This window comes from Amycolatopsis sp. cmx-8-4 (assembly GCF_046548675.1).
In the GTDB taxonomy this organism is placed as follows: Bacteria; Actinomycetota; Actinomycetes; order Mycobacteriales; family Pseudonocardiaceae; genus Amycolatopsis.
This window is the reverse complement of sequence record NZ_JAEBDZ010000001.1, coordinates 599,767-623,248: the sequence shown is the minus strand read 5'-3', so window position 1 is coordinate 623,248 and position 23,482 is coordinate 599,767. Positions and strand designations below refer to the sequence as shown.

25 protein-coding genes are annotated in these 23,482 nt (G+C 70.0%); 12 read left to right on the top strand and 13 right to left on the bottom strand.

Annotated elements, in window-relative coordinates; all coding sequences use genetic code 11:
• The first annotated feature begins 289 nt into the window (after positions 1-289).
• Genes ACLJQZ_RS03070 through ACLJQZ_RS03055 form a run of 4 tightly spaced genes read left to right on the top strand, consistent with a single transcriptional unit; the run spans position 290 to position 3,219 of the window.
• A complete protein-coding gene (locus ACLJQZ_RS03070) occupies positions 290-559 on the top strand; it encodes a helix-turn-helix transcriptional regulator (protein WP_247058337.1) in 270 nt (89 codons plus the stop codon).
• A complete protein-coding gene (locus tag ACLJQZ_RS03065; RefSeq protein ID WP_410618431.1) occupies positions 556-1,110 on the top strand; it encodes a hypothetical protein in 555 nt (184 codons plus the stop codon). The genes ACLJQZ_RS03070 and ACLJQZ_RS03065 overlap by 4 nt, the downstream gene beginning before the upstream one ends.
• Positions 1,103-2,032 (top strand): ABC transporter ATP-binding protein, encoded by a 930-nt coding sequence (locus tag ACLJQZ_RS03060; RefSeq protein ID WP_410618429.1) that lies wholly within the window; start codon positions 1,103-1,105, stop codon positions 2,030-2,032. Before ACLJQZ_RS03065 ends, ACLJQZ_RS03060 begins: the two co-directional genes overlap by 8 nt.
• Entirely contained in the window at positions 2,029-3,219 is a 1,191-nt protein-coding gene (locus ACLJQZ_RS03055) for an ABC transporter permease (protein ID WP_410618427.1), read from the top strand. Before ACLJQZ_RS03060 ends, ACLJQZ_RS03055 begins: the two co-directional genes overlap by 4 nt.
• 42 nt (positions 3,220-3,261) lie before the next feature.
• On the opposite strand, the gene ACLJQZ_RS03050 is transcribed toward ACLJQZ_RS03055, so the two are convergent.
• The 4 genes from ACLJQZ_RS03050 to ACLJQZ_RS03035 form a co-directional block, all read right to left on the bottom strand.
• Complete coding sequence (locus ACLJQZ_RS03050; protein WP_410618426.1) at positions 3,262-4,608, bottom strand: cryptochrome/photolyase family protein; 1,347 nt, start codon at positions 4,606-4,608, stop codon at positions 3,262-3,264.
• Between the two features lie 65 nt (positions 4,609-4,673).
• Positions 4,674-5,990 (bottom strand): citrate synthase, encoded by a 1,317-nt coding sequence (locus tag ACLJQZ_RS03045; protein WP_410618425.1) that lies wholly within the window; start codon positions 5,988-5,990, stop codon positions 4,674-4,676.
• A gap of 197 nt (positions 5,991-6,187) precedes the next feature.
• A complete protein-coding gene (locus tag ACLJQZ_RS03040) occupies positions 6,188-7,129 on the bottom strand; it encodes a carbohydrate kinase (RefSeq protein WP_326957375.1) in 942 nt (313 codons plus the stop codon).
• A gap of 41 nt (positions 7,130-7,170) precedes the next feature.
• Positions 7,171-7,746, bottom strand: coding sequence for a TetR/AcrR family transcriptional regulator (locus ACLJQZ_RS03035; protein ID WP_247058349.1), 576 nt, complete (start codon positions 7,744-7,746; stop codon positions 7,171-7,173).
• Between the two features lie 165 nt (positions 7,747-7,911).
• Between ACLJQZ_RS03035 and ACLJQZ_RS03030 the strand changes: the two genes are divergently transcribed.
• The 3 genes from ACLJQZ_RS03030 to ACLJQZ_RS03020 all read left to right on the top strand — a co-directional run bounded on the left by ACLJQZ_RS03030 (position 7,912) and on the right by ACLJQZ_RS03020 (position 10,351).
• Positions 7,912-9,051: an acyl-CoA dehydrogenase family protein gene (locus ACLJQZ_RS03030; protein WP_410618423.1), complete on the top strand. Its 1,140-nt coding sequence runs from the start codon at positions 7,912-7,914 to the stop codon at positions 9,049-9,051.
• Positions 9,052-9,100: 49 nt separating this feature from the next.
• Complete coding sequence (locus tag ACLJQZ_RS03025; RefSeq protein ID WP_410618422.1) at positions 9,101-9,640, top strand: Uma2 family endonuclease; 540 nt, start codon at positions 9,101-9,103, stop codon at positions 9,638-9,640.
• Between the two features lie 105 nt (positions 9,641-9,745).
• The gene (locus ACLJQZ_RS03020; RefSeq protein ID WP_410618421.1) at positions 9,746-10,351 is read left to right on the top strand and encodes a Uma2 family endonuclease; all 606 of its coding nucleotides are present in this window, start codon (positions 9,746-9,748) and stop codon (positions 10,349-10,351) included.
• A 71-nt stretch (positions 10,352-10,422) separates the two neighbouring features.
• Here the strand turns inward: ACLJQZ_RS03020 and ACLJQZ_RS03015 are convergent, their stop codons facing one another.
• The 5 genes from ACLJQZ_RS03015 to ACLJQZ_RS02995 are packed head-to-tail and all read right to left on the bottom strand — an operon-like array spanning position 10,423 to position 14,355.
• A complete protein-coding gene (locus tag ACLJQZ_RS03015; RefSeq protein WP_410618420.1) occupies positions 10,423-11,640 on the bottom strand; it encodes an amidohydrolase in 1,218 nt (405 codons plus the stop codon).
• A 45-nt stretch (positions 11,641-11,685) separates the two neighbouring features.
• A complete protein-coding gene (locus tag ACLJQZ_RS03010; protein WP_410618419.1) occupies positions 11,686-12,420 on the bottom strand; it encodes a hypothetical protein in 735 nt (244 codons plus the stop codon).
• A gap of 9 nt (positions 12,421-12,429) precedes the next feature.
• On the bottom strand, positions 12,430-12,918 hold the full coding sequence (locus ACLJQZ_RS03005) for a GNAT family N-acetyltransferase (protein WP_410618417.1): 489 nt from the start codon (positions 12,916-12,918) through the stop codon (positions 12,430-12,432).
• Entirely contained in the window at positions 12,885-13,790 is a 906-nt protein-coding gene (locus ACLJQZ_RS03000) for an aldose 1-epimerase family protein (RefSeq protein ID WP_410618416.1), read from the bottom strand. Before ACLJQZ_RS03000 ends, ACLJQZ_RS03005 begins: the two co-directional genes overlap by 34 nt.
• A 10-nt stretch (positions 13,791-13,800) precedes the next feature.
• Positions 13,801-14,355 (bottom strand): hypothetical protein, encoded by a 555-nt coding sequence (locus ACLJQZ_RS02995; RefSeq protein WP_410618415.1) that lies wholly within the window; start codon positions 14,353-14,355, stop codon positions 13,801-13,803.
• Positions 14,356-14,476: 121 nt separating this feature from the next.
• Between ACLJQZ_RS02995 and ACLJQZ_RS02990 the strand changes: the two genes are divergently transcribed.
• From ACLJQZ_RS02990 to ACLJQZ_RS02975, 4 genes are read left to right on the top strand one after another with little or no spacing between them, the layout of a single operon-like run.
• Positions 14,477-15,055, top strand: coding sequence for a TetR/AcrR family transcriptional regulator (locus tag ACLJQZ_RS02990; RefSeq protein WP_410618414.1), 579 nt, complete (start codon positions 14,477-14,479; stop codon positions 15,053-15,055).
• The gene (locus ACLJQZ_RS02985; protein WP_410618413.1) at positions 15,055-15,891 is read left to right on the top strand and encodes an MBL fold metallo-hydrolase; all 837 of its coding nucleotides are present in this window, start codon (positions 15,055-15,057) and stop codon (positions 15,889-15,891) included. Before ACLJQZ_RS02990 ends, ACLJQZ_RS02985 begins: the two co-directional genes overlap by 1 nt.
• Positions 15,888-16,718: an MBL fold metallo-hydrolase gene (locus ACLJQZ_RS02980; protein ID WP_410618412.1), complete on the top strand. Its 831-nt coding sequence runs from the start codon at positions 15,888-15,890 to the stop codon at positions 16,716-16,718. The genes ACLJQZ_RS02985 and ACLJQZ_RS02980 overlap by 4 nt, the downstream gene beginning before the upstream one ends.
• Positions 16,719-16,772: 54 nt before the next feature.
• Positions 16,773-17,726, top strand: a complete 954-nt coding sequence (locus ACLJQZ_RS02975; protein ID WP_410618411.1) for a hypothetical protein — start codon at positions 16,773-16,775, stop codon at positions 17,724-17,726.
• Positions 17,727-17,788: 62 nt separating this feature from the next.
• Here the strand turns inward: ACLJQZ_RS02975 and ACLJQZ_RS02970 are convergent, their stop codons facing one another.
• The 3 genes from ACLJQZ_RS02970 to pdxH all read right to left on the bottom strand — a co-directional run bounded on the left by ACLJQZ_RS02970 (position 17,789) and on the right by pdxH (position 20,516).
• Positions 17,789-18,337 (bottom strand): DUF3558 family protein, encoded by a 549-nt coding sequence (locus ACLJQZ_RS02970; RefSeq protein ID WP_410618410.1) that lies wholly within the window; start codon positions 18,335-18,337, stop codon positions 17,789-17,791.
• A gap of 25 nt (positions 18,338-18,362) precedes the next feature.
• Positions 18,363-19,628 (bottom strand): MFS transporter, encoded by a 1,266-nt coding sequence (locus ACLJQZ_RS02965; protein WP_410618591.1) that lies wholly within the window; start codon positions 19,626-19,628, stop codon positions 18,363-18,365.
• Positions 19,629-19,838: 210 nt separating this feature from the next.
• Positions 19,839-20,516 (bottom strand): pyridoxamine 5'-phosphate oxidase, encoded by a 678-nt coding sequence (gene pdxH, locus ACLJQZ_RS02960; protein WP_247058377.1) that lies wholly within the window; start codon positions 20,514-20,516, stop codon positions 19,839-19,841.
• A gap of 229 nt (positions 20,517-20,745) precedes the next feature.
• On the opposite strand from pdxH, the gene ACLJQZ_RS02955 reads away from it, so the two are divergent.
• Positions 20,746-22,431 carry a purine-cytosine permease family protein gene (locus ACLJQZ_RS02955; RefSeq protein WP_410618409.1) on the top strand — a complete coding sequence of 562 codons (1,686 nt, stop codon included), beginning with the start codon at positions 20,746-20,748 and terminating at the stop codon, positions 22,429-22,431.
• Between the two features lie 46 nt (positions 22,432-22,477).
• Here ACLJQZ_RS02955 and ACLJQZ_RS02950 read toward each other — a convergent pair whose 3' ends face one another.
• A complete protein-coding gene (locus ACLJQZ_RS02950) occupies positions 22,478-23,188 on the bottom strand; it encodes a TetR/AcrR family transcriptional regulator (RefSeq protein ID WP_410618408.1) in 711 nt (236 codons plus the stop codon).
• Between the last annotated feature and the right edge of the window lie 294 nt (positions 23,189-23,482).

Genomic DNA, 23,482 nt, shown 5'->3' with positions numbered 1-23,482 from the left:
CGGATCCCGGCAAGAACGTGCCAGCAAAGCGCCCACCACCTGACCTTGACCCCCGCCCCAGGAATCCGACAGCCACGCCGCCGTTGAATCTCGCGGCCACGCCCGCCCAAAAGCAGCCCCCGCCCTCTCGGGGATCGGCCCCGCTTCCAGCGTATCGGTACCCCCGGACAAACCCCGCGAAAAGCCGTGGTCGAGGCCGAGCTGTCCACATCACGAACGGGCTGTGGACAAGCGGGCTTGATGTTCTCTTAGGTTGACGAGTCGTTGGGTTTTTGCAACAGTACGTTCCATGAGTCCGGTCAGACGCGGCAAGGAGCTGCCGATCCACAACCGGCTTCCCGTGCTCCGTGCGGAGCGGGGGATGAGCCGGGCCGCGCTGGCGAATGCCGTCGAAGTGAACCCGCAGACCATCGGGGCGCTCGAGCGCGGCGATCACTATCCGAGCCTGGACCTGGCCTTCCGGATCTGCGCGGTGTTCGACCTGCCGGTCGAAGCGGTGTTCAGCCGTGAGCCGTTCCTGCCACTGTCCACCCAGGTTTACCGCGAGGGGGGAGCATGACCATGATCGAACAGCAGGGTCGGCTGGCGGCCTACTGGGAACGTCAGCTCGACAAGATGGACGAACGCGAACTGCGGCACGCCCAGCGGCTGCCGGGCTGGCGCGACCGGCGGCACCGGCGTGCGCTGGCCGGGGTGCTGGCCGGCGCCGACCTGGTGCTCGTCGGCAGCGCCGCCGTCTTCACCGTGGTCTCGCCGTGGCTGTACTTCGGCCTCTGGATGGGTGCGCTGCTGACCGGCGGAGCCGCCTTCACGCTGCTGAAGATCCTGACCGGCCGGATGAGCGGGAGCTTCTCCCGGCTGCTGGACGAGCGCGAACGCGAGTGGCGCCACCGCGTCACCTACATCGGCTACCTGGCGCTCGTCGCGCTGATGCTGGTCGCGATGTTCTACACCCTGGTCGTCGCCGGGCAGGCCGAAGGCGCGTTCCGCGGTGTGATGATGATGTCCGCGCTGCTGGTCACCGGCACCACCGTCCCGCCCATCGTGCTGGGCTGGTCGCTGCCGGACGACGACCCCGAGGATTTCGAAGAGGGGGACACGCATGAGTGAGGGGAACCTGGAGATCGACGCGATCTCCAAGCGCTACGGCGCGAAAGTGGCGCTCGACGGCGTCACGTTCGACGTCCGCGCCGGCGAGCTGTTCGGCTTCGTCGGCAGCAACGGCGCGGGCAAGACGACGACGATGCGGATCGCGCTGGGGGTGCTGGCCGCGGACGGCGGCGAGGTCCGCTTCGACGGCAAGCCGATCACGCACGAAACCCGCACGCACATCGGCTACATGCCGGAAGAACGCGGGCTGTACCCGAAGATGAAGGTGCTGGACCAGCTCGTCTACCTCGCCGAGCTGCACGGCCTGACCACGAACGAAGCCCATCGCAACGCCGAAGCCTGGATCACCCGGCTCGGCCTGGCCGAGCGCCGCAAGGACGAGGTGCAGAAGCTCAGCCTCGGCAACCAGCAGCGCGTCCAGCTGGCCGCGGCGCTGGTGCACGACCCGGCCGTGCTGGTGCTCGACGAGCCGTTCTCCGACCTCGACCCGCTGGCCGTCGACGTGATGAGCGCGGTGCTGCGCGATAAGGCCGCGGCCGGTGTGCCGGTCGTGTTCTCCAGCCACCAGCTCGACCTCGTCGAACGGCTCTGCGACCGGGTCGGGATCATCCGCAACGGCCGGATGGTCGCCGTCGGCACGGTCGGTGAGCTGACCGCCGAAGCCGGCAGCAAGCTCGTGGTGACGGCGCCGGGTGCGCGTCCCGGCTGGGCCGCGAGCCTGCCCGGCGTGCGTGTGCTGGAGGAACGCGACACGACCACCGTGCTCGGCCTCGATGCGAGCGCCGACGACCAGGCCGTGCTCGCCGCCGCGCTGTCGACCGGGCCGGTCACCGAGTTCAGCCACCGCCGCCGGACACTGACGGAGCTGTTCCGCGACGCCGTCTCTCAGAACGACACAGCGGAGAAGGGGGAGCCACGATGAGGACGCTGAGTGGCCGGCGGGCCGTCTGGCTCGTGATGAAGCGCGAGCTGAACACGCGGCTGCGCACCCGCTCGTTCGTGATCGGCACCGTCGTGATGCTGGTGCTGCTGCTGGGTTACGTCGGGTTCCAGACGGCGCTGGCCGGGGCGGCGGACAAGCGCACGGTCGGGCTGACCGGGCAGGCCATCGGGATCGCCCAGCAGCTGCAGACCAAGGCGGCGCAGTCGGGCCAGCAGATCTCGACGGTCATCGTCACCGATCCCGCCGAGGGCAAGCAGAAGGTCGAGGACGGCGACTTCGACGCGCTCGTCTCGGGCAGCGCGGCGAAGCTGACCGCCACCTACCAGTCCTCTTTGGACAGTAGCCTGCGCACGGTGCTCGACCAGGTCGCGCAGCAGCAGGTGCTCGACGGCGTCCTCTCGGCCGCGCAGCTCGAACCCGCCGACGTAATGGCGCAGGTCAACGGCACCCACGTGCAGGACGACGCACTGTCGCCGGAGCCCGCCGACCACACCGAACGGCTCATCCTCGGCGTGATCGTCGCGTTCCTGCTTTACATCAGCATCATCACCTACGGCATGATGGTCGCCCAGGGCGTCGTCGAGGAGAAGTCGAGCCGGGTCGTGGAGATCCTGCTCGCCAGCGTGCGGCCGTGGCAGCTGTTGCTGGGCAAGGTGATCGGGCTCGGCCTGGTCGGCCTGACGCAGCTGGTCATCCTCGCCGCGGCCGGGCTCGTCGCGGCGACGGCGACCGGGGTGCTGTCTTTGACCGGCTTCGCGACCGGCGCGTTGCTGTGGGGCCTGCTCTGGTACCTGCTCGGTTTCCTGTTGTACGCCACGATCTACGGCGCGCTCGGCTCGCTCGTGTCGCGGCAGGAGGACACGCAGTCCGTGGTCGGGCCGATCAACATCGTGTTGATCATCGGGTTCGTCTCCGGGTTCAACCTGCTCCTGCAGGACCCGTCCGGCACGGCGACCAAGGTCGTCTCGCTGATCCCGCTGCTCTCGCCGATCCTGATGCCGGCCCGGATCGCGACCGGCGCCGCGACCGGCTGGGAGATCGGGCTATCGCTCGGCCTGACCGTCGCGCTGGTCGCACTGCTCACCTGGCTGGGCGGCAAGATCTACGGCAACAGCGTGCTGCGCATCGGCAGCCGCATCAAGCTGTCGGAGGCCCTGCGCGGCTGACCGGTCGTGAGTGTTTAGGGCGGTTCTAACCGCCCTAAACACTCACGAGGTGATCTTGCCGTACCGCTCCAAGGACACCTGGCGCTCGTGGGCGTGGTCGACCATCGGCTCCGGGTAGTCCGCGGGGCGGTCCTTCAGCTTGTGGACCGCTTTCCCCTGCACCGGACGCAGTTCCGGCACGTACTTGCGGACATAGTCGCCGTTCGGGTCGAACTTCTCCCCCTGCGTCGTCGGGTTGAAGATCCGGAAGTACGGCGCCGCGTCGGTGCCGCTGCCCGCCACCCACTGCCAGTTCAGCTGGTTCGACGCGAGATCGCCGTCCACGAGGTGGTTCATGAAGTGCCGCGCGCCCTGCCACCACGGCAGGTGCAGGTCCTTCACCAGGAAGCTCGCGACGACCATCCGGACGCGGTTGTGCATCCAGCCTTCGGCCAGCAGCTGCCGCATCCCGGCGTCGACGATCGGGTAGCCCGTCTTCCCGGCGCACCACCGGTCGAAGGCCTCGCGGTCGTCGTCGTGGCTCATCTTGTCGAAGCGCTTGTCGTAGTTCTTGCGCGCGGTTTCCGGGCGGTGCCACAGGACGTCGGCGTGGAACTCGCGCCAGCACAGCTCGCTGCGCAGCGACTTCGCGCCGACGCGGTCGTCACCGGCGAGGTCCGCCAGCAGCGTTCGCGGGTGGACGCACCCCCAGCGCAGGTACGGCGAAATCCGCGTGGTGCCTTCACGATCCGGCCGGTCGCGGTCCTCGTCGTAGGTGTCGACGCCGCCGTCGAGGAAGGCGTGCCAGACGTCCAGCGCGGCCCGCTCCCCCGGTTCGGGCAGCACCGCGGACACGCGCGGCGGCTTGGGGATCTTCAACGACTTCGGCGGCTCGACCCAGTCCACAAGGGACGGTCCGGTGTCCGCGGGCGCGCGCCAGCCGTGCGCGGTCCAGGCGCGGAAGAACGGCGTGAAGACGCGGTACGGGTCGCCGTCCGGCTTGGTGACGCGCCCGGGCGCCACCGCGTACGGCGAGCCCGTCTCGACCCAGTCGATGTTGATCTCCGCCAAGGCCTTCGCGACCTCGGCGTCCCGGCGACGGCCGTACGGGCCGGTGTCGGCGCTGACGTGCACCGCGCTCGCGCCGATCTTCCGCGCGGCCCGGACCACTTCGGCCGCCGGGTCGCCGCGCACCAGCATCAACCGGCCGCCGAGCTGCTCGTCGAGCTTCTCCAGGCAGCCGTAGAGGAACGCCGTCCGCGCATCGCCGGACGGCTTGAGCAGCGCCTCGTCGAGGACGTACAACGCGAGGACGTGCTTGCTGTGCTTCGACGCTTCCAGCAGGGCAGCGTGGTCGCCCAGCCGCAGGTCGCGGCGGAACCACAGGACAACCGGCGCTTCTTTGGTCACGCCGGACAACGATAAACGCCCCGCCGTGCCAGTGCACGACGGGGCGGTTATCCGGGTTAAAACGCTCAGCGCTCCGACATCGGGGTGTAGTCCCGCGACGCGTGGCCGGTGTAGATCTGCCGCGGACGGCCGATCTTGGTGGCCGGGTCGTTGATCATCTCGCGCCAGTGCGCGATCCAGCCCGGCAGGCGGCCGAGCGCGAACAGCACCGTGAAGAACTTCGTCGGGAAGCCCAGCGCCCGGTAGATCAGGCCGGTGTAGAAGTCCACGTTCGGGTACAGCTTGCGCGAAACGAAGTAATCGTCCGAAAGCGCGGTTTCCTCGAGCTTCTTGGCGATGTCGAGCAGCTGGTCGCCGCCCTTCAGCTTGCCGAGGATCTCGTCGGCGGTGTTCTTGATGATCTTCGCGCGCGGGTCGTAGTTCTTGTAGACCCGGTGCCCGAAGCCCATCAGCTTCACGCCCTTTTCCTTGTTCTTCACCCGCTCGACGAACTTGGCGACGTCGCCGCCGTCGCGCTGGATGCCCTCGAGCATGTCGAGCACCGCGGCGTTCGCGCCGCCGTGCAGCGGGCCGAACAGCGCGTTGATGCCGGCCGAGATCGAGGCGAACAGGTTCGCCTCGGACGAGCCGACCAGGCGCACGGTCGAGGTCGAGCAGTTCTGCTCGTGGTCGGCGTGCAGGATGAACAGCAGGTCGAGCGCCTTCGCGACGTCCGGGTCGACCTCGTACGGCTCGGCCGGGAAGCCGAACGTCATGCGGAGGAAGTTCTCGACCAGGCCGAGCGAGTTGTCCGGGTACAGCAGCGGCTGGCCCACGGACTTCTTGTACGCGTACGCGGCCAGGGTCGGGACCTTGGCGAGCAAGCGGATGGTGGACAGCTCGACGTTCGGTTCGTCGAACGGGTTGAGCGAGTCCTGGTAGAACGTCGACAGCGCGGACACGGCGCTGGACAGCACCGGCATCGGGTGCGCGTCGCGAGGGAAGCCGCTGAAGAACGCCTTGAGGTCTTCGTGCAGCAGCGTGTGGCGCTGTATCTTCTGGGTGAAGTCGGAGAGCTGGGCTTCGGTCGGCAGTTCACCGTAGATCAGCAGGTAGGAGACCTCGATGAAGGTCGACTTCTCGGCCAGCTGCTCGATCGGGTAACCCCGGTAGCGGAGGATGCCGGCGTCGCCGTCGATGTAGGCGATGGCCGACGACGCGGCGCCGGTGTTGACGAAACCGGGGTCGTAGGTGATGTACCCCGTCTGCGCCAGCAGCTTCCCCAGTTCGATCCCGGGCGCGCCCTCGACCGGGTGGACGATCTTGAATTCGTGCTCGCCACTCGGAAGGCTCAGCTTCGCGGTTTCGCCGCCGGACTGCCCCGCAGTCGTCGCGTCGGACATGCAAGTCCCTCTCACGTTGGGCACGGGACGGCGGCGCCTGTAGGTTCCACAGGTAGCCACGTGTTCACGCGAGGAAACACTGGCGCCTCGCTGCACACCGCCCCGCTGGGGTATGAAGAATGCCCCTCTACGCTAGTCGAGAACCCCGGCACCGCGCAGCGGTGACGTTGCCCCTGGTGCCCGCTTTGGGACCAGGTTCACACGGTGGATGCCATATCGGCCGATGTGGGCGGCTCCGCGCCACTGCGTGACACGGTGATCGAGGCCGCTTTCGCCGCGAAGGTGAGGGCTTCGCGCCACGCGTCCGCGTCGAGGGAGGCCAGGTCCGAGACCTCGCGGGTGGTCAGCCAGGCCAGCAGCGCCCCCTGGACGGTGTCGCCGGCGCCGATGGTGTCGACCACCGTGACCTTGCGCGACGGCACGTGGGCCACCTCACCTGCGGCGGTGATCACCGCGACGCCGTCGGCGCCCCGGGTGAGCACGACCGCGTCCACACCGGACTCGACCCACGTCTTCGCGGCGGCGACCGGGTCGGCGCCTTCGGTGAGCCACGCGGTGTCGTCGTCGGAGATCTTCAGCAACCGGACGTCCGGCAACCACGACGCGAACCGGGCGCGGTAGGCGGCCGGATCGGTGATCAGCGCTTCGCGGATGTTCGGGTCGAGCACGGTCAGCACCCCACGGGCGGCCTCGCGCCGCAGCATCGCCTCGTACGCCGACGCGCCGGGCTCGAGGACCATGCCGAGAGTGCCGAGCGAAAGCGCGGTGACCTGCTCCGGCAGCGCGCCGGGGTCGGCGACGAGCCGATCCGCCGTGCCTTCGACGTAGAACGTGTAGTGCGCGGCGCCCTTCGCGTCGAGCGCGACGACGGCCAGCGTCGTCGGCTCGTCCCCGCGCTGCAGCAGCGACGTGTCGACGTCGGACGCGTGCAGCCGCTCGACCATCGCCTCGCCGAAGCGGTCGGTGGACACCCGCGACAGGAACGCCGTCGGCACGCCGAGCCGGCCCGCGGCCAGCGCGACGTTGTACGGCCCGCCGCCCAGGCGCGGCAGCAGCGCACGCAGCCCACCGTCCACAGTGGAGTCCAGGGGGTCACCCGGGACGAGGTCTACGAGCGCTTCTCCGCCTACGACGATCACGCCGCGAGTTTAAGGGAGAAGCGGGTGACAATTCCTGTCCGCTATTTGTTCAGCCCACCGAGCAACAGCTCACCCAGTGCGGTGAACGCTTCGGCGTCCGACACCTCGGTGCGCTGGGCGAGCACGCCGGTCTGGATGCCCTCGACGATCAGCCCGGTCATCTCGGCGATGAGCCGGGCGTGGACGTCGCGGAAGACGCCGTCGGCGACGCCCTTGTCGATGAACGCGTGGATCCGCTGCGCCGCGAACCGGCTGTTGACCTGGTAGGTCTCGCGCGCCGGGGCGAACTCGGCGATGTCGCGCATGAAGGTCGCCGACGCGCGGTTCAGGTGCTCGGCGACGCCGGCCAGGTACTCGCCGATGAGCTTGGGCGCGTCGTCGATCCCGGCGATCCGCTCCTCGATGCGCGCCGCGGCGCCGCGGAAGAACTGCGCGACGACCTTGACGGCGAGCTGCTCCTTGCTGGGCGCGAGCGCGTAGAGCGTCGACTTCGAGCAGCGCAGGCGGGCGGCGATGTCGTCCAGGGTGAAGGCGGCGAAACCCTCCGCGAGGAAGAGGGCCTCGAGGTCGGCGAGCAGGGCGCGCTGCCTCGCGGTGGGCCTGCGACTGGCTTCCATCGGACCACTATCTCCTACGTCTCACGGCCACCCCAGGCTCGTCGTACTGTACTCTCAACAGACCCACAGTACTGTTTTCAGTACCGTGACATCCGGTGCTTCGCCCCGGGCCGGGGGCTCCGCCACCCGGACCCCCTTAAGACACGGTTATCCGGGAGGACCACGATGCCCGCCGAACGCCTGCTGCCCGATTCGGACGCCGAAGACCTGGTCGCGCTGGCGACCGAGATCGCCCGCGACGAGCTGGCACCCCGCGCGGCCGAGGCCGAGGAGGCCGAGCGGTTCCCGCGCGAGCAGTTCCGGCTGCTCGGCAAGTCCGGCCTGCTGGGGCTGCCGTACGCGGAGCGCTGGGGCGGCGGCGACGTGCCGTACGAGGTGTACCTGCAGGTCCTGGAGGAGATCGCGGCCGCGTGGATGACGGTCGGCGTCGGGCTCTCGGTGCACACGATGTCCTGCTACGGCCTGGCGAACTGGGGCACGGACGAGCAGCGTGACGAGTGGCTGCCGGACATGCTCGAAGGGGGCTTGCTCGGCGCCTACGCGCTGTCGGAGACGCAGGCGGGCTCGGACGCGGCCGCGTTGACGACGCGAGCGCGTCTCGACGGCACGGACTACGTCGTCAACGGCACCAAGGCGTGGATCACCCACGCCGGCGTCGCGGACTTCTACACGACGATGGTCCGCACGAGCGAGCAGGACATCTCCTGTCTGCTGGTCGACGGTTCGACGCCCGGCCTCTCGGCGGCGGCGCGCGAACGGAAGATGGGCCTCACGGGCTCCCCGACGGCCCAGCTGATCTTCGACAACGCCGTGGTGCCCGCTTCGCGGCTCATCGGCGCGGAGGGGCAGGGGCTCCGGATCGCCTTGTCGTCCTTGAGTTCGGGACGCCTGGGCATCGCGGCGTGCGCGGTGGGCCTGGCGCAGGCGGCGCTGGACGAGGCGGTTTCCTACGCGAAGGGCCGGTCGCAGTTCGGCCGTCCGATCATCGACTTCCAGGGCGTCGAGTTCCTGCTCGCCGACATGGCGGCCACGGTCGAGTCGTCCCGCGCGACGTACCTCGACGCGGCCCGGCGGCGCGACCGCGGGATGCCGTTCCAGCGGCAGGCGTCGATCGCGAAGCTGGTCGCGACGGACGGCGCGATGAAGGTGACGACGGACGCCGTCCAGGTCCTCGGTGGGGCCGGCTACACGCGCGACTTCCCGGTGGAGCGGTACATGCGCGAGGCGAAGGTGCCGCAGATCTTCGAGGGCACGAACCAGATCCAGCGGATGGTCATCGCCCGCGAACTGAAGGCCTCGGTGTAGCCCGGTCCAGCGAAGGCTGTCGCACGGCCGGCACGGATACCGTTACCCCATGTCCGGCCGTCTGCTGTCCGTCGAGGAGTACCGAGCGCTCGGGGAAACCGACCGCGGTTTCACCGAACTGGTGGAAGGCCGGGTGGTGCCGTCGCCCGGCGCCGGCCGGAGGCACAACATGGCCGCGTGCCGGCTGGCCGGACAGCTCGAACGGCAGTTGCCACGCGGTCTCGCCTTCGCCCTCGGCACCGACCTGGACCTGCAGCTGGCACCGCACGGCGAGCCCGGCTTCTCCCGCCGCCCGGACCTGCTGGTCTTCGACCGAGCCGCGGTCGCCCGCGTCGGCGACCTGATCCGCGCCGACGAGGTGGCCGTGGTCATCGAAATCGTGTCGGCGGGCTCCCGGCGCACCGACTACCGGGTGAAGCACGACGAGTACGCCGACGCCGGGATCCCGCACTACTGGATCATCGACATCACCGAGCCGGTCTCGCTCGCCGCCTGCCGCGGGTACCAAGACGCGCCCGCGGTCACCGGCACCTTCGCGACCGACGTCCCGTTCCCGGTCGAGCTCGACCTCGACGCCCTGCTGTCATGAATCTTCGCTCGATCGAGGGAGAAGTGTTCCCACACAGAGTACGGATACGGTTACTCATGGTTGCACTTGAGCCGTGAGACAATTCCGGCGACGTGAGGAGAAGCTGTGATTGCACTTTCCCAGCCGGAACCTGCTCGCCGGTGGGAGATCCCCGATCACCTGCTGACGATCGAGGAGTACGCGGCGCTCGGTGAAACCAAGTCAGGTTTCACCGAACTCGTGGAAGGCCGCGTCGTGATGTCACCCAGCCCCAAGCCGAGACACAACCGCGCGATCTACCGGCTGGTGGCACAACTCGAAGCGCAGCTTCCGGACCATCTCGACTTCGTTCCCGACACCGACGTGGATCTCGGTCTGGCGCCTTCCGACAAGCCCGGCTTTTCTCGTCGACCTGACCTGCTGATCGTTGACAAGACCGCGGTCGCTCGCGTCGACAAAGACGACAACATGCTCCGGGCCGAAGAGGTGGCCATCGTCGTCGAAATCGTGTCGCCGGGTTCGAGACGCACTGACTACCAGGTGAAGCACGACGAGTACGCCGATGCCGGCATCCCGCACTACTGGATCGTCGACATCACCGAGCCGGTCTCGCTCGTCGCCTGTCACCAGGCCGGCGAATTCGGTTACATGGACGCCGCCGCGGTCACCGGGACCTTCGCGACCGACGTCCCGTTCCCGGTCGAGCTCGACCTCGACGCCCTGCTGTCATGAACGGTGAATAGGCGGACGACACGCCGGAACCGCCCGGTAACCGACGTGTCGTCCGCCCGCTTGAGGGACGGTCAGCGGGACTCGCGGTACCGGCGATCCGCCGATACGCCTTCGCCCAGCTGCTCGTCGAAGTGGTACACCTCGGCGCCGCGGACGAAGACCCGCAGGGCGCGGTTCATCACGTCCAGCGGGTCGCCGGACCAGAGGACGACGTCCGCGTCCAGGCCCGGCTTCAGCGAGCCGATCTGACTGTCCAGCCCCAGCATCTCAGCCGGGTTGACGGTCAGCGACTTCAGGGCCGTGTGCGGGTCGAGGCCGTCCTTGACCGCGAGCGCCGCCTGGTAGACCAGGAAGTTGATCGGGATCACCGGGTGGTCCGTGGTGATCGCGATCTTGACGCCGGCGCGGGCCAGGATGCCCGCGGACCGGAGCGTGCGGTTGCGCAGCTCGACCTTGGACTTCGTGGTGAACAGCGGCCCGAGGATGACCGGGACGTCGCGCTCGGCGAGCAGGTCCGCGATCAGGTGGCCTTCGGTGCCGTGGTTGATCACGAGCTTGTAGCCGAACTCGTCGGCGAGGCGGATCGCCGTCACGATGTCGTCCGCGCGGTGGACGTGCTGGTCCCAGTACAGCTCGCCGTCGAGGACCTTGGCCAGGACCTCCTGGGTCAGGTCGACCTCGTGCGGCTTGCCCTCGGCGGCCGCGTGGTCGCGCTTCGCCTGGTAGTTGCGGGCCTTCGTGAACGCCTCGCGCAGGATCGCGGCGACGCCCAGCCGGGTCGACGGCGTCTGCTTCTTGTCGCCGTACACGCGCTTCGGGTTCTCGCCGAGCGCGCTCTTCACGCTGACGCCCTCCGCGAAGACCATGTCGAGGATGCTGCGGCCCCAGGTCTTGACGCCGATGGTCTGGCCACCGATCGGGTTGCCCGACCCGGGCTTGATGACGACGCTCGTGACGCCGCCGGCCAGCGCGTCGTCGAAACCGGGCTCGTACGGGTCGATGCCGTCGATGGCGCGGAACCGGGCGCCGTTCGGGTCGGTCATCTCGTTGGTGTCGTTGCCGGCCCAGCCTTCGCCGTCCTCGTGGACGCCGAGGTGGGCGTGGGCGTCGATGAAGCCGGGCAGCACCCAGGTGCCGGCCGCGTCGACCAGTTCGGCGTCCTCCGGGATGTCGACGTCGGCCTGCGTGCCGACCGCGACGATCTTGCCGTCGTCGATCAGGACCGTGCCGCCGTCGATGGGATCACCGTCGATGGGGACGACATAGCCCCCGACAATTGCCTTCGCCATAGTTCGCCACGCTAACGAACTGGTCCGGGCCGGCGCGAGCCGGGCTCAGCTCGCCAGTAGATCGAACCCGAAACCCGCGACGACCAGCAAGACGCCGATGACGCGCAGCGACCGATCGGGCTGCGGCCCGCGCAGGAGCACCAGCGGCGGCCAGACGAACAAGCCGTAGACGACCAGGGGGAACGCCCGGGCCAGCAGATTCAAGCCGACCGAGATCCCGGCGAAGATGGCCCACAGCGAAAACGGGAGCGTCAGGACGACGAGCAGGATCGGCACCCACCAGTACCAGGGCAGGTCCGGATCGATCGACCGGCCGTCCCACGTCGAGCGGGCCCAGAAGAGCAGCGCGAGCAGCAGGGCCGACCAGATGACCACGATGGTGACCAGAATGCGCTTCACCCGGCGGGTCTCCGCGTCGAGTGGCTCGCGCTTCGGCTCGCCGGGCCGCCCTTCGATGCGCCGCTCCTTCATCTGCTTCGACCGGATGAAGTCGGCGATCAAGTCGCGGTAGGCGGCGCGGAAGATCGCGCGGCTGCGGCGCCGGGTTTCGGCGAGCGTCTGCCGCTGCGCCGCGATCGGCCTCGCCCGCAGCCGCTCGCCCCACCCCGTGATCCGGGCGACGCCCACGATGTCGATGATCGCCGCCAGCCCGCCGGTGAACTGGCCGAGCTTGCCGAACCGGCCCCACCACAGCACCGGCAGGCCCCACAGCCGGAAGCCCGCCACGGACTGGCCGTCGAACCACAGCCCCCAGGCCTGCCAGAACGAGACCGTCCGCACCGGAGCAGCCTACGGAACCCGAGCCTTCTCCAGGTGCACCAATTCGTGGTTGTTCTCGGGCGTCCGGTGCGTCTCGCGGTAGCCGTGCTTCGCGTACATCCCCAGCGGCCCGACGCTCTTCGACCCGGTGAACAGCCGGAACACCGTCACCGCCGCCGGGGCCGCCGCCTCGGCCGAGAGCAGCAGCCCGCTTCCCAGGCCGACACCCTGCCGATCGGGCGCGACGACCAGCCGCGTCACCAGGCCCACGTGACCGGTCACCGTCAGCCGCACCGACGCGAGCAGCCGGCCGTTCTCGCGGAACCCCCACGAGAGGCACGACTCCAACGCCGCCTGCGCCTCCGCAAGGGTCTCCAGCAGCGGTGGCAGGTCGAAGTCGTCGTGCGCGCGGGCTTCGGTGACGTACGCGGCGCGTTGCAGCGTCAGCACTTCACCCGCGTCGGCGACGCCCAGGCGAAGCGGCTTCACTTGACGCGGATGCCCCAGCTGCCGGACCACGACGCCGCCGGCTCCAGCTCGACCAGATCAGTGCCCGTGTTGAGCGCGTCAGCCGGGCAGGTCATCGGCTCGATCGCGACGGCGCGACCGCGGCCGACCAGGTCGTCCGGCGTGAACACCTGCGCCCAGTGGAAGTCCGGGCCGGTCCAGACCAGCAGCTGCTGGTCGCCGTGCGCGAGGACGAAGTGGTGCAGCCCGTCGTCGGCCGTCGTGAGACCGCCGAACGCCGTGTCCAGGTCCACGCCTTCGAGGACGCGCCCGCCGCGGAAGTCGAACTCGGTGCCTTCGACGTCCTGCTCCGGCGCGTACGGCATCTGTTCGTCGCCGAGGTAGGGCCGGACCCGGCTCGCGGGCAGGGTGAGGGTCAGCTCGTCGGTCGGGACGTCGCCGATCCGGAAGTACGGGTGCGTGCCGACGCCGACGCCGATCGGCTGCTCGCCCTCGTTGCGGATCTCGTGGGTGATGGTCAGCTCGCGCGGCGCGAGATCGTAGGTGATCGTCGCGCGCAGCGGCACCGGCCAGCCCGGCTGCACCTCGACGTCGACGGCCAGGGTGATCGACGACTCGGCGTGCTCCAGCAGCTCCCACTCGAGGTGGCGGGTCAGGCCGTGGATAGCGTTGCCGCGCGCCTCCTCGGTGATCTCGAGCTGCTGCTTCTCCCCCTGGAACGTCCACTGGCCGGCCTTGGTCCGGTTCGGCCAGGGCAGCAGCACCTGCCCGGCGCCCTTCGGCGGCTTCGCGTCTTCGGCGAACTCCTCGACGTACGGCACTCCGCCGACTTCGAACGCGCGCAGGCCCGCACCGATCTCGGTGACGACGGCGCGCGCGTTGCCGCGGGTGATCTCGAACTGCTGACCGGTCGGGTTGCCCATGCGGACGACCTTACCGAGGCCGCGGGACGACCTTGATGCCCAGCGCCGCCGCGTCCGCCAGCAGTTCGGCCAGCACCGCGCGTTCCTGCTCGGTCCAGGCCTGCTCGGCCACGTCGACGTCGAGCACCGGTGGAGTCGGCTCGGCGTGCACCGCCGCGGCCAGTGCGGTCAGGAAGTCGCCGGGCCCGTCGTCGAGGCCGAGCAGCGCGAGGACGATGCCGTCGAGTCCGGCGGGGATCCACAGCCGGGGCCCGAGTACCCGGACGAGTGTCCTGACCTGAGCCGAAACGACTACACTCCGTGTACCCAGGTCGCTCTCCCCGACCTCCAGCCCGAGCTCGGCGAGGGCGGCGCGGACGATCTCGACGTCGACCGGATCGGCGCCGTACCGCTCGGCGAACAGGTCTCGTCCGAGACTGCCCGGACCCGCGATGAGCTGGTCAGGGATTGACGAACGCCGACGCAGCATCAGCGTCACGGTGACGCGCCGCCGCGAGCCGGCGGCGGCCCGGGGCAGCGCTCGACGAGCACCACCCGGCAGTGCCACGAACTCGGACTCGCTCACGCTTAGTGATGCTGCTCCGCCGCTACCCGGTCAGACCAGCGACCTCACCCGGATGGCCGCAGCCGAACTTTTCAGCGTTACTCACTAGACCGGTCGTCATAGTTTGAGTTACGGTCGTCCCATGGTTCGCCGCACCGACACGCGGCAGCGGATGCTCGACACCGCTGCCGACCTGTTCCACTCGCAGGGTTACCACGCCACCGGCCTCACCCAGCTGACGACGGCCGGGGGCGCGCCGAAGGGGTCGCTCTACTTCCACTTCCCCGGCGGCAAAGAACAATTGGCCGCCGAAGCCGTCCGGCTGTCGAGCGAACGCACCGGCGGGCTGCTCCGCGCCGTCGTCGCCGACGCCCCGGACGTCGTGACCGCGATCGACCGGGTCGTCGACGCGCTCGCGAACTTCCTCACGGAGTCCGACTTCCAGCGCGGCTGTCCACTCGCGACAGTCGCGTTGGACGCCGCCGCCGAGAGCGAGCCGATCCGCGAAGCCTGCGCGGACGGTTACGCGGACTGGCACGACATCCTCACCGCGTACCTGACCACCCAGGGACTCGGGCAAGAGCGCGCGGACGAGCTGGGCACCATCGTGCTCGCCGCCGTCGAAGGCGGGCTGCTGCTGGCCCGCACCCGCCGCGACGTCGCCCCGCTGCGGGCCGTCGCCGCCCACCTGCACACCACCCTCGAACGGGAGTTCTCCTGATGCGCGTCCACCACCTGAACTGCGGGACCATGCGCCCGCTCGGCGGCCGGCTGGTCGACGGCCGGCCGGGCCTGTTCCGCCGCGCCACCATGGTCTGCCACTGCCTGCTCCTGGAGACGGCCACCGGGCTGGTGCTGGTCGAGACCGGCACCGGCACGCCGGCCGCCGTCGACCGCGAGGCCTGGCTCGGCGCCGGGTTCGTCCGGCAGTCGAACCCGGTCGCGGATCCGGCGCTGCCCGCGATCGCGCAGATCCGGGCGCTCGGCTTCGACCCGGCGGACGTCCGGGGCATCGTGCTGACCCACCTCGATCTCGACCACGCCGGCGGGCTCATCGACTTCCCGTGGGCGCGGGTGCACGTCTACGCCGAGGAGCTGCGCGCCCTGCAGTCGCCGCGTGACGCCGCGGAACGCGGGCGGTACCGGAGGATCCAGTTCAGTCACGGTCCACAATGGACGTCCTATCCGGACACCGGCGAACCGTGGTTCGGCTTCGGCGCCGTCCGGCAGCTGGCCGGCCTGACCGACGAGGTCCTGCTGATCCCGCTCGGCGGCCACACGCGCGGGCACGCCGGCGTCGCCGTCGACACCGGGAGCGGGTGGCTGCTCAACGCGGGCGACTCGTACTTCTTCCACGGCCAGGTCGACCCGGCCGCGCCGCACTGCCCGCCGGGCCTGCAGTGGTTCGAAGGCCGGATGGAGACGGTGAAGGGCGCCAGGCTGGACAATCACGCCCGCCTGCGACAGCTTGTTCAGGAGCACGGCGACGAGGTCACCGTCTTCGCCGCGCACGACGAGACCCAGTTCCTCCGGCTGAGCACCAGGAGCAGCGTATGAAGGTGCACCACTTCAACTGCGGCACGATGCGCCCGGCGGGCGGCAAGCTGCTCGACGGCGAGCCCGGGCTGCTGCGGCGGGCGGAGCTCGTCGCCCACTGCCTGCTGATCGAGACCGGCGACGGCCTGGTGCTGGTCGACACCGGGTTCGGCACCCAGGGTGTCGCCCAGCCCGGCAAGTGGCTGGGCCGGCCGTTCATGGCGATGGTCGGCGCCCGGCTCGCGGCGGCCGAGACGGCGGTCGCGCAGATCGAGGCGCTCGGCCTCGACCCGGCCGACGTCCGCCACATCGTGCCGACCCACCTCGACGTCGACCACGCCGGCGGGCTGGCGGACTTCCCGAACGCGGTGGTGCACGTCCGCGCCGAGGAGCAGCGCGCGGCGACGGCCCCGTCGAACGCGGCCGAGAAGAACCGCTACCGCGCGGCCCAGTTCGCCCACCGTCCACTGTGGAGCACCTACGACGAGACGGGCGAGCCCTGGTTCGGCTTCGACGCGGTCCGGTCGCTGAAGGGCCTGCCGGAGGAGATCCTGCTGGTCCCGCTGACGGGCCACACGCTCGGCCACAGCGGCGTCGCGATCGACACGGGCAACGGCTGGCTCCTGCACGCGGGCGACGCGTACTTCTTCCACGGCCAGCTCGACCCGGTCGCCCCGCACTGCCCGCCGGGCATGACGGCGTTCCAGAACATCGTCCAGACGAAGCGCGACGCCCGCCTGGCCAACCTGGCCCGGCTGCAGGAGCTGGTGAAGGCCCACCAGGACGAGGTGACGGTGTTCTCGGCTCACAGCCCGGTGGAGCTGGCCGCTCTGCGCCGTCGTGAGTGAGCGGGAACCGGATGATCGCCCGCCGCATCTGAGCCGTGGACTTCGGGAGGCTCGATGGCGGGGAAGACTCGGTGGGGCGTCGTGCTGCTCGTCCTGCTGGTGACGGCCTGCGGGAGCGGCCCGCCGCCCGCTCCCGCCGTCGCGCCGGTGGCCCCACCGCTCGATCTCTCCGGGGTGGTGCTGCTCCAGCGCAACCCCGGCCACGACGACGTCGTCTTCGCCGATCCCGCCACCGGCGCGGTGAAGACCACCTTGCCGCTGCCCGGGCGCGACACCTCGCCGACCCGGTTCGACGGGCCGGCCGGCAAGCTCGACCTCGTCTCCCCCGACGGGCAGTACGCCACCCTCGAGTCCGGCGGCGGCGTCGACGTCTTCAAGCTCGACCGCCGCGGGCGGCGCTACGAACGCACCGGCACCGTGGCGGGCTTCCGGAACCCGCGGTTCGGCCCGATGGGCACGAAGCTCTACTTCGACGACGGCAAAGCCGTCTACTCCACCGACTACACGCGGCTCGGCCAGAACACCGAGGAAGCCGGTCTCGTGCCGCCGGACGACCCGCTCGACCAGCGCCTCCAGGCCTGGTGGCCCGACGCGCAGGGCGGGGTGCTGACCTGGAAGGACGTCCGGCGCGCCGGCGGCCTGGCCTACCTGACCGACTCGTCGGGCGCGATCGGCTACGCGACCTACGACGACGCGGGCACGCGCTACTACTTCGTCACCGCGCTCGACGCCGTCACCGTGCTGCTGTACGCCGTCAGCGGCACCGACGCGCATGGCGCGCTCGCCCGGCTGAAGGTCGACGGCGGGGTTCCGCAGGTCACCAAGCTCGTCGACCTCGCGGAGCCGCGGATCGGCAAGGCGGCCGCCGCGCCGGACCGGGCCACCGTCCTCTACCAGACGACGCAGGGCGAGTGGTTCGACTCGCCCACCACGCCGGGCGCGATCACGCGGCCCGCGTTGAAACAGCTGCCGGCGGCCGGGCAGCGGCAGCTCGTCGGCTGGGCCTGAACCCGGAGCTTTCGGGGGTCCGGGTGGCGGAGCCCCCGGCCGGGGCGAAGCCCCGTCACAGCTCAGTTGCTGGCCGCGAGGGCGGCCTTGACCAGCGGCGCGAGCTGCTCCGGCGTCATCTTCGCCGGGCCGGTGTAGTTGATCAGCACCGGCGTCCCGGACACCAGCTCGGCCGCGGCGAGGGTGGCCGTCTTCTGCTCGTCGACGTAGTAGACCGCGCCGTCCGGGAACCCGGCGATGTCCTGGGCGCCCGCCTTGGCCTTCTTGATCGACGCGACCATGTCGGCGGGCTTGGCCTGGCGGCCGTCGTACCGCGTCACCGCGAGCGCGCCCGCGGCCTTGTCGTCGAGCTTGTACTCGCAGGTGCGGGCCTTGCCGCCGCTGGTCGCGTTGTCCTGCACCGGTCCCGGCACCGCCGTGAGGTTGTCCAGGAACAGCGCCTTCGACACGGCCGCGGCCGGCAGCAGCGCGCACGGGTCGAGCGCCGCCGCGGCGGCGTTCGTGCTCGGCTTGGGCGCGGGCGACGACGAGCTGGGCGCCGGCGCCGGCTTGTCCTCGGCGGAGCAGGCGGTCAAAGCGGCAAAAGCGACCAAAGCGACTGCGATACGCATACTTTGCACAGTAGCCGGAAGCGCCCTAAGCCGTCGGCGCCCGGTACCGCCAGAACGCCGGGAGCACCAGCATCGCGGCCAGGACCAGCACGATCACCAGCAATCCGCCGACGGTCGCCGTGACTTCGGTGCCGAACGCGGCGGCGCCCCAGCCGTGGGTGAGGTCGGCGATCCGCGGGCCACCGGCGACGACCACGGTGAACACGCCCTGGAGCCGGCCGCGCATCTCGTCGGTGGTGGCGGTCTGCAGGATCGCCATCCGGTAGACCGCGCTGACCATGTCCGCGGCGCCGGCCGCCGCCATGAAGAGGACCGCGAGCCACAGCGAGTGCGCGAGACCGAACCCGGCGACCGCGGCGCCCCACGCGCAGATCGAGATGACGACCGCGACGCCCTGGCGGTGGATGCGCGTCAGCCAGCCGGAGAACAGCCCGATCACCATCGCGCCCGCGGGCAGCGCGGCGTAGAGCCAGCCGAGCGCCGGGCCGCCGCCGGGCGGGTCGCCGAAGGTGCGTTCGGCCATCTCCGGGATCAGCGCGCGCGGCATGCCGAAGACCATCGCGATGATGTCGGCGACGAACGAGGCCAGCAGGATCTTCTGCCCGGCGAGGTACCGGAAGCCGTCGACGACGTCGCGGACACCGGCGCGCCGCGACGGCCCGTTCAGCGGCGGGATCGACGGCAGCCGCCAGACCGCGAAGAGCGTGATCGTCAGGGCGACGACGTCGATCAGGTAGAGCGTCGAGAGGCCGAGGACGGGGATCAGCGCGCCGGCCATCAGCGGGCCGAACACGGCGCCGAACGTCGACATCGTGCTGCTCAGCGCGTTCGCCGACGGCAGCAGCTCGGGCGGGACGAGCCGGGCGACGACCGCGCCGCGCGTCGGCATGTTGATCGCGAAGAACGCCTGGTTGACGGCCAGCAGGGCGAGCACCAGCCACACCGAGCCGAAGTTCAGGAACGCCTGCAGCCAGAGCAGCGCGGACGTGATCGCGACCCCGACGTTCGTGACGAACAGGAGTTTCCGCCGGTCGACGGCGTCGGCGATGGCGCCGCCCCAGAGCCCGAAGACCAGCAGCGGGACCAGCGCGACGAGCCCGGAAAGGCCGACGTACGCCGACGAGCCGGTGAGGTCGAAGACCTGCTTGGGCACGGCGACGGCGGTCAGCTGGGTGCCGACCGCGGTGACCACAGTGGACAGCCAGAGCCGGCGGAAGGCCGGGATCTTCAGCGGCCGGGTGTCGACGATGATGCGACCGAGGAGCCCGCGGATACCCGTGCGGGGCGGCAAGGTCCCCCGTTGATCACTCACAACCAATGAGCTTAGCTCGGCTAACTATCCCCGGTCGCGTGATTTTCGTCGCCGCGGCCGCGAGCACCCCCCGCCCTCTCCGGGGGTTCGGCCCCGCACCCAGTTTATCGGGGCCGGCCGACCGGAAGTGCGGAAAAGCCACAGCCGGGCCGGGTTGTCCACATCACGGCCCGGCTGTGTACAACCCGGTCAGGGGGCGACGCGCTCGATGTTCCAGCCGTCCTCGTGGCGCATGTAGCGGAGGCGGTCGTGCATGCGGTCTTCGCGGCCCTGCCAGAATTCGACGAGGTCCGGCCGGATCCGCCAGCCGCCCCAGTGCGGCGGGGCCGGGATCCGCTCGACGTCGGCGAAGCGCCGCTCGATGCCGTGCAGCGCGGTCTCCAGGGCGCGGCGCCCGTCGACGACGCGGGACTGCGGGGACGCCCAGGCGCCGAGCTGCGAGCCGCGCGGCCGCTGCGCCCAGTACTCCGCCGTCTCCTTGACGCCGACCTTCTCGACCTCGCCGCGGACGTGGACCTGGCGGTGCAGCGGGTACCAGGGGAAGGTCACCGACGCGTAGCGCGTCGCGGTCAGGTCGTGGCTCTTCGACGAGGTGTAGTTCGTGTAGAACACGACACCTCGTTCGTCGAGGCCCTTGCACAGCACGGTGCGGGACGACGGGCGGCCTTCGGCGTCCGCGGTCGCCAGCACCATCGCGTTGGGTTCGGCGATCCCGGCGGCGACGGCCTGGTTCAGCCAGCCCTGCAACTGGTCGGTCCACGTGGCCGCCAGCGCCGACTCGTCGAACGCGGCGCCGTCGTAGGCGACGCGCATCCCGGGCAGGCGTACCACGGCGTCTTCCACCTTGTCCTCGATCTCCGGCATCATCGCCAAACCTCCGTACCCGGTCGGGGCCCTGACACTTGGGTCCAGGTGACGTTAGGGCCTCGCGAGCTGCAGCGGAACCCACTGAACGGTGACTCCCGACACGACTTCGGCGCCATCAAGCCGTAACCACCCGTCAGCAAGCATTTACGCCCGCGTTACCTCCCGGACCGGGATCGATAAAGGGCGCGCCTATCTTTCGGCCCGTTCCCCACCACCCCCGGAGGCAGGCATGACCGAGATCCTGTCGAACGCCCCAGAAGGCACTCCCGAAACGGCCCCACCGAAACGCCAGTACGCACCACTCGCGGCGAATGAGAACCGCGAGGACTACTCACTGCGCTTCGCCGCTCATTCGTTCCGGAAATGGTCACCGTTCGTGGTCGCGACGACGGCGCTGGGCGGCATCGCCTACCTCGCCGACTTCGCGATCGGCGCCAGCATCGTGCTCTCCTACGGCTTCACCTCCGGGGTGCTGGCGATCCTCGCCGCCGCCGTCGTCATCTTCACGACCGGCGTGCCCATCGCGGCCGCCTGCGCGAAGTCCGGAGTGGACATGGACCTCCTGACCCGCGGAGCCGGCTTCGGCTACTTCGGGTCGACGCTCACTTCGCTCGTCTACGCCAGCTTCACGGTCATCTTCTTCTCGCTCGAAGGCTCGATCATGGGCCAGGCCTTCGAGCTCGCCCTCGGCATCCCGCTGGCCGTCGGCTACCTCCTGGCCACGCTGATCGTCCTGCCGTTCGCGCTCTACGGCATGGGCGCGGTGGCGAAGATGCAGACCTGGACGCAGCCATTGTGGCTCGCCGGCCTGGTGCTGCCGTTCATCGTCGTGCTGGTCCGCGAGCCGGGCCGCTTCGCCGACTTCGCGGCCTTCGGCGGCACGGATGGCGCCGGGTCCGGGTTCTCCGCGATCGGGTTCGGCTTCGGCATGGGTGTCGCCCTGTCGCTGATCGGGCAGATCGGCGAGCAGGCCGACTACCTGCGGTTCATGCCGGAGAAGACGGCGGAGAACAAGCGGGCCTGGTGGGCCGCGGTGCTCGCCGCCGGGCCCGGCTGGGTGATCCTCGGGGCCGCGAAGCAGATCGGGGGCGCGCTGCTGGCGTTCCTCGCACTCGGCGTCGTCGGCGAGACGGCCGCGCTCGAACCGATCGCGCCGTACGTCGAAGCGGTGAAACCGGCCCTCGGGCCGGTCGCGCTGACGTTCGCCGCGCTGTTCGTCGTCGTCTCGCAGATCAAGATCAACACGACCAACGCGTACTCGGGCTCGCTGTCGTTCGCGAACTTCTTCTCCCGCGTGCTGCACAAGCACCCGGGCCGCGTCTGGTACGTGCTGGTGAACTGCGGCATCGCGCTGGCGCTGATGGAGTTCGGCGCGTTCGGGTTCCTGAACAAGATCCTGGGCTTCTACTCGAACGTCGCGATCGCCTGGATCGGCGCGGTGTGCGCGGACCTCGTGATCGCGAAGCCGCTCGAGCTCTCGCCGAAGTACATCGAGTTCAAGCGGGCCTACCTGCACAAGATCAACCCGGTCGGGTTCGGCTCGATGCTCGTCGCCTCGACGGTGTCGATCGCGGCGTACTTCGGGGCCTTCGGGCCGTTCCTGGCCGCGTTCAGCCCGCTGCTGGCGCTGGTCATCGCGATCGTGCTGGTGCCGACGCTGGCCGTCGTGACGCGCGGGAAGTACTACCTGGCCCGGCCGAACACCGTGGCCGGGCCGGAGCAGGACGTCGACCTGCGGGCGACGTACACCTGCTCGGTCTGCGGTGATCCGTACGAACTGCCGGACGTCGCCGACTGCGCGAAGCAGAGCGGGCCGATCTGCTCGCTGTGCTGCACGCTCGACAACAGCTGCCACGACCTGTGCCAGACGACGGGTCCGGTTTCGCTGGGCATTCCCACCGCCCGCCAGGCGTAAAGTCCGTCAAGGCCCGCTCACCGCGTCCGCAGCGGTGAGCGGGCCTTCACGTTGGCCGGGTTCCCCCCGGATCCCCCTCCCGGCTCGACTGTTCCACGTCGGCCGCGGCGGCGCGGTTGCCCTCGATGTCCAAGATCTTTTCCGGCCGCATGATGGCCGACAGCATCATCGCGCGGAACTCCGCGCCGATCTCTTCGACCGGCAGCGGCGGGTCGTGCGCCTGCCATTCGCGCAGCAGCCCGGTGCCCGCCCCGACCAGCGCGATCGCCGTCAGCCGGTAGTCCCGCACGGGCACGACGCCGTGCTCCGCGGCGCGGTTCGCCTCGGCGGCGATGAAGTTCGCCCAGCGGTCGACCCACACCTGGTGCTGCGCCTCCAGCTCGGCACTGACGCCGACCGCTTCGACGTAGTTGAGGCGCGGCATCCGGGGATCCACGGTGACCGTCGCGATGAAGACGTCCAGCAGCTTCGAGATGCGGGTGAGCGCGTCGGCGTCGGCGACCTTGTCGAGCTCCGCGGTGACGTGCGCGAGCGCCAGGCTGTTGATCTGGTCGTGGAGGGTGCGGAGCACGTCCTCCTTGCTCGTGAACTCCTCGTAGAAGTTCCGCGTCGACACGCCGGCCCGCGCGCACACCTCGGTGATCTTGGTGTGCCGGAAACCGGTGGAGGTGAACAGCTCGAGCCCGGCCACGAGCAGCCGTTGACGGCGATCGGCACGACGTTGCTCGGGCGCGACCCCGCCGTACGTGCGAGCCACCGGTTCTCTCCTCCTTCCGAGGGATTGCCAGATCCTACCCGGGTGAGTAAATTGTGAAAATCTTCGTTACCAAAGATCCCGTGGATTCGGCCGCCGCATACGACGCCGAGCCTGCGCGCGCACGGTATCGAGAACGAGCGCATCGCGCTCGCGCAAACGCTTTCGCGGGACCCACGGACCAATCATTCGACAACTTCCGCTCGCCGGGGACGGCGCAGGGGGTCTTCCCCGGCGAGCGGCGGCACGTCCACCACGTTCACCCGAAACTGTCGGCGCCCTCCGTTAGCGTGGAAA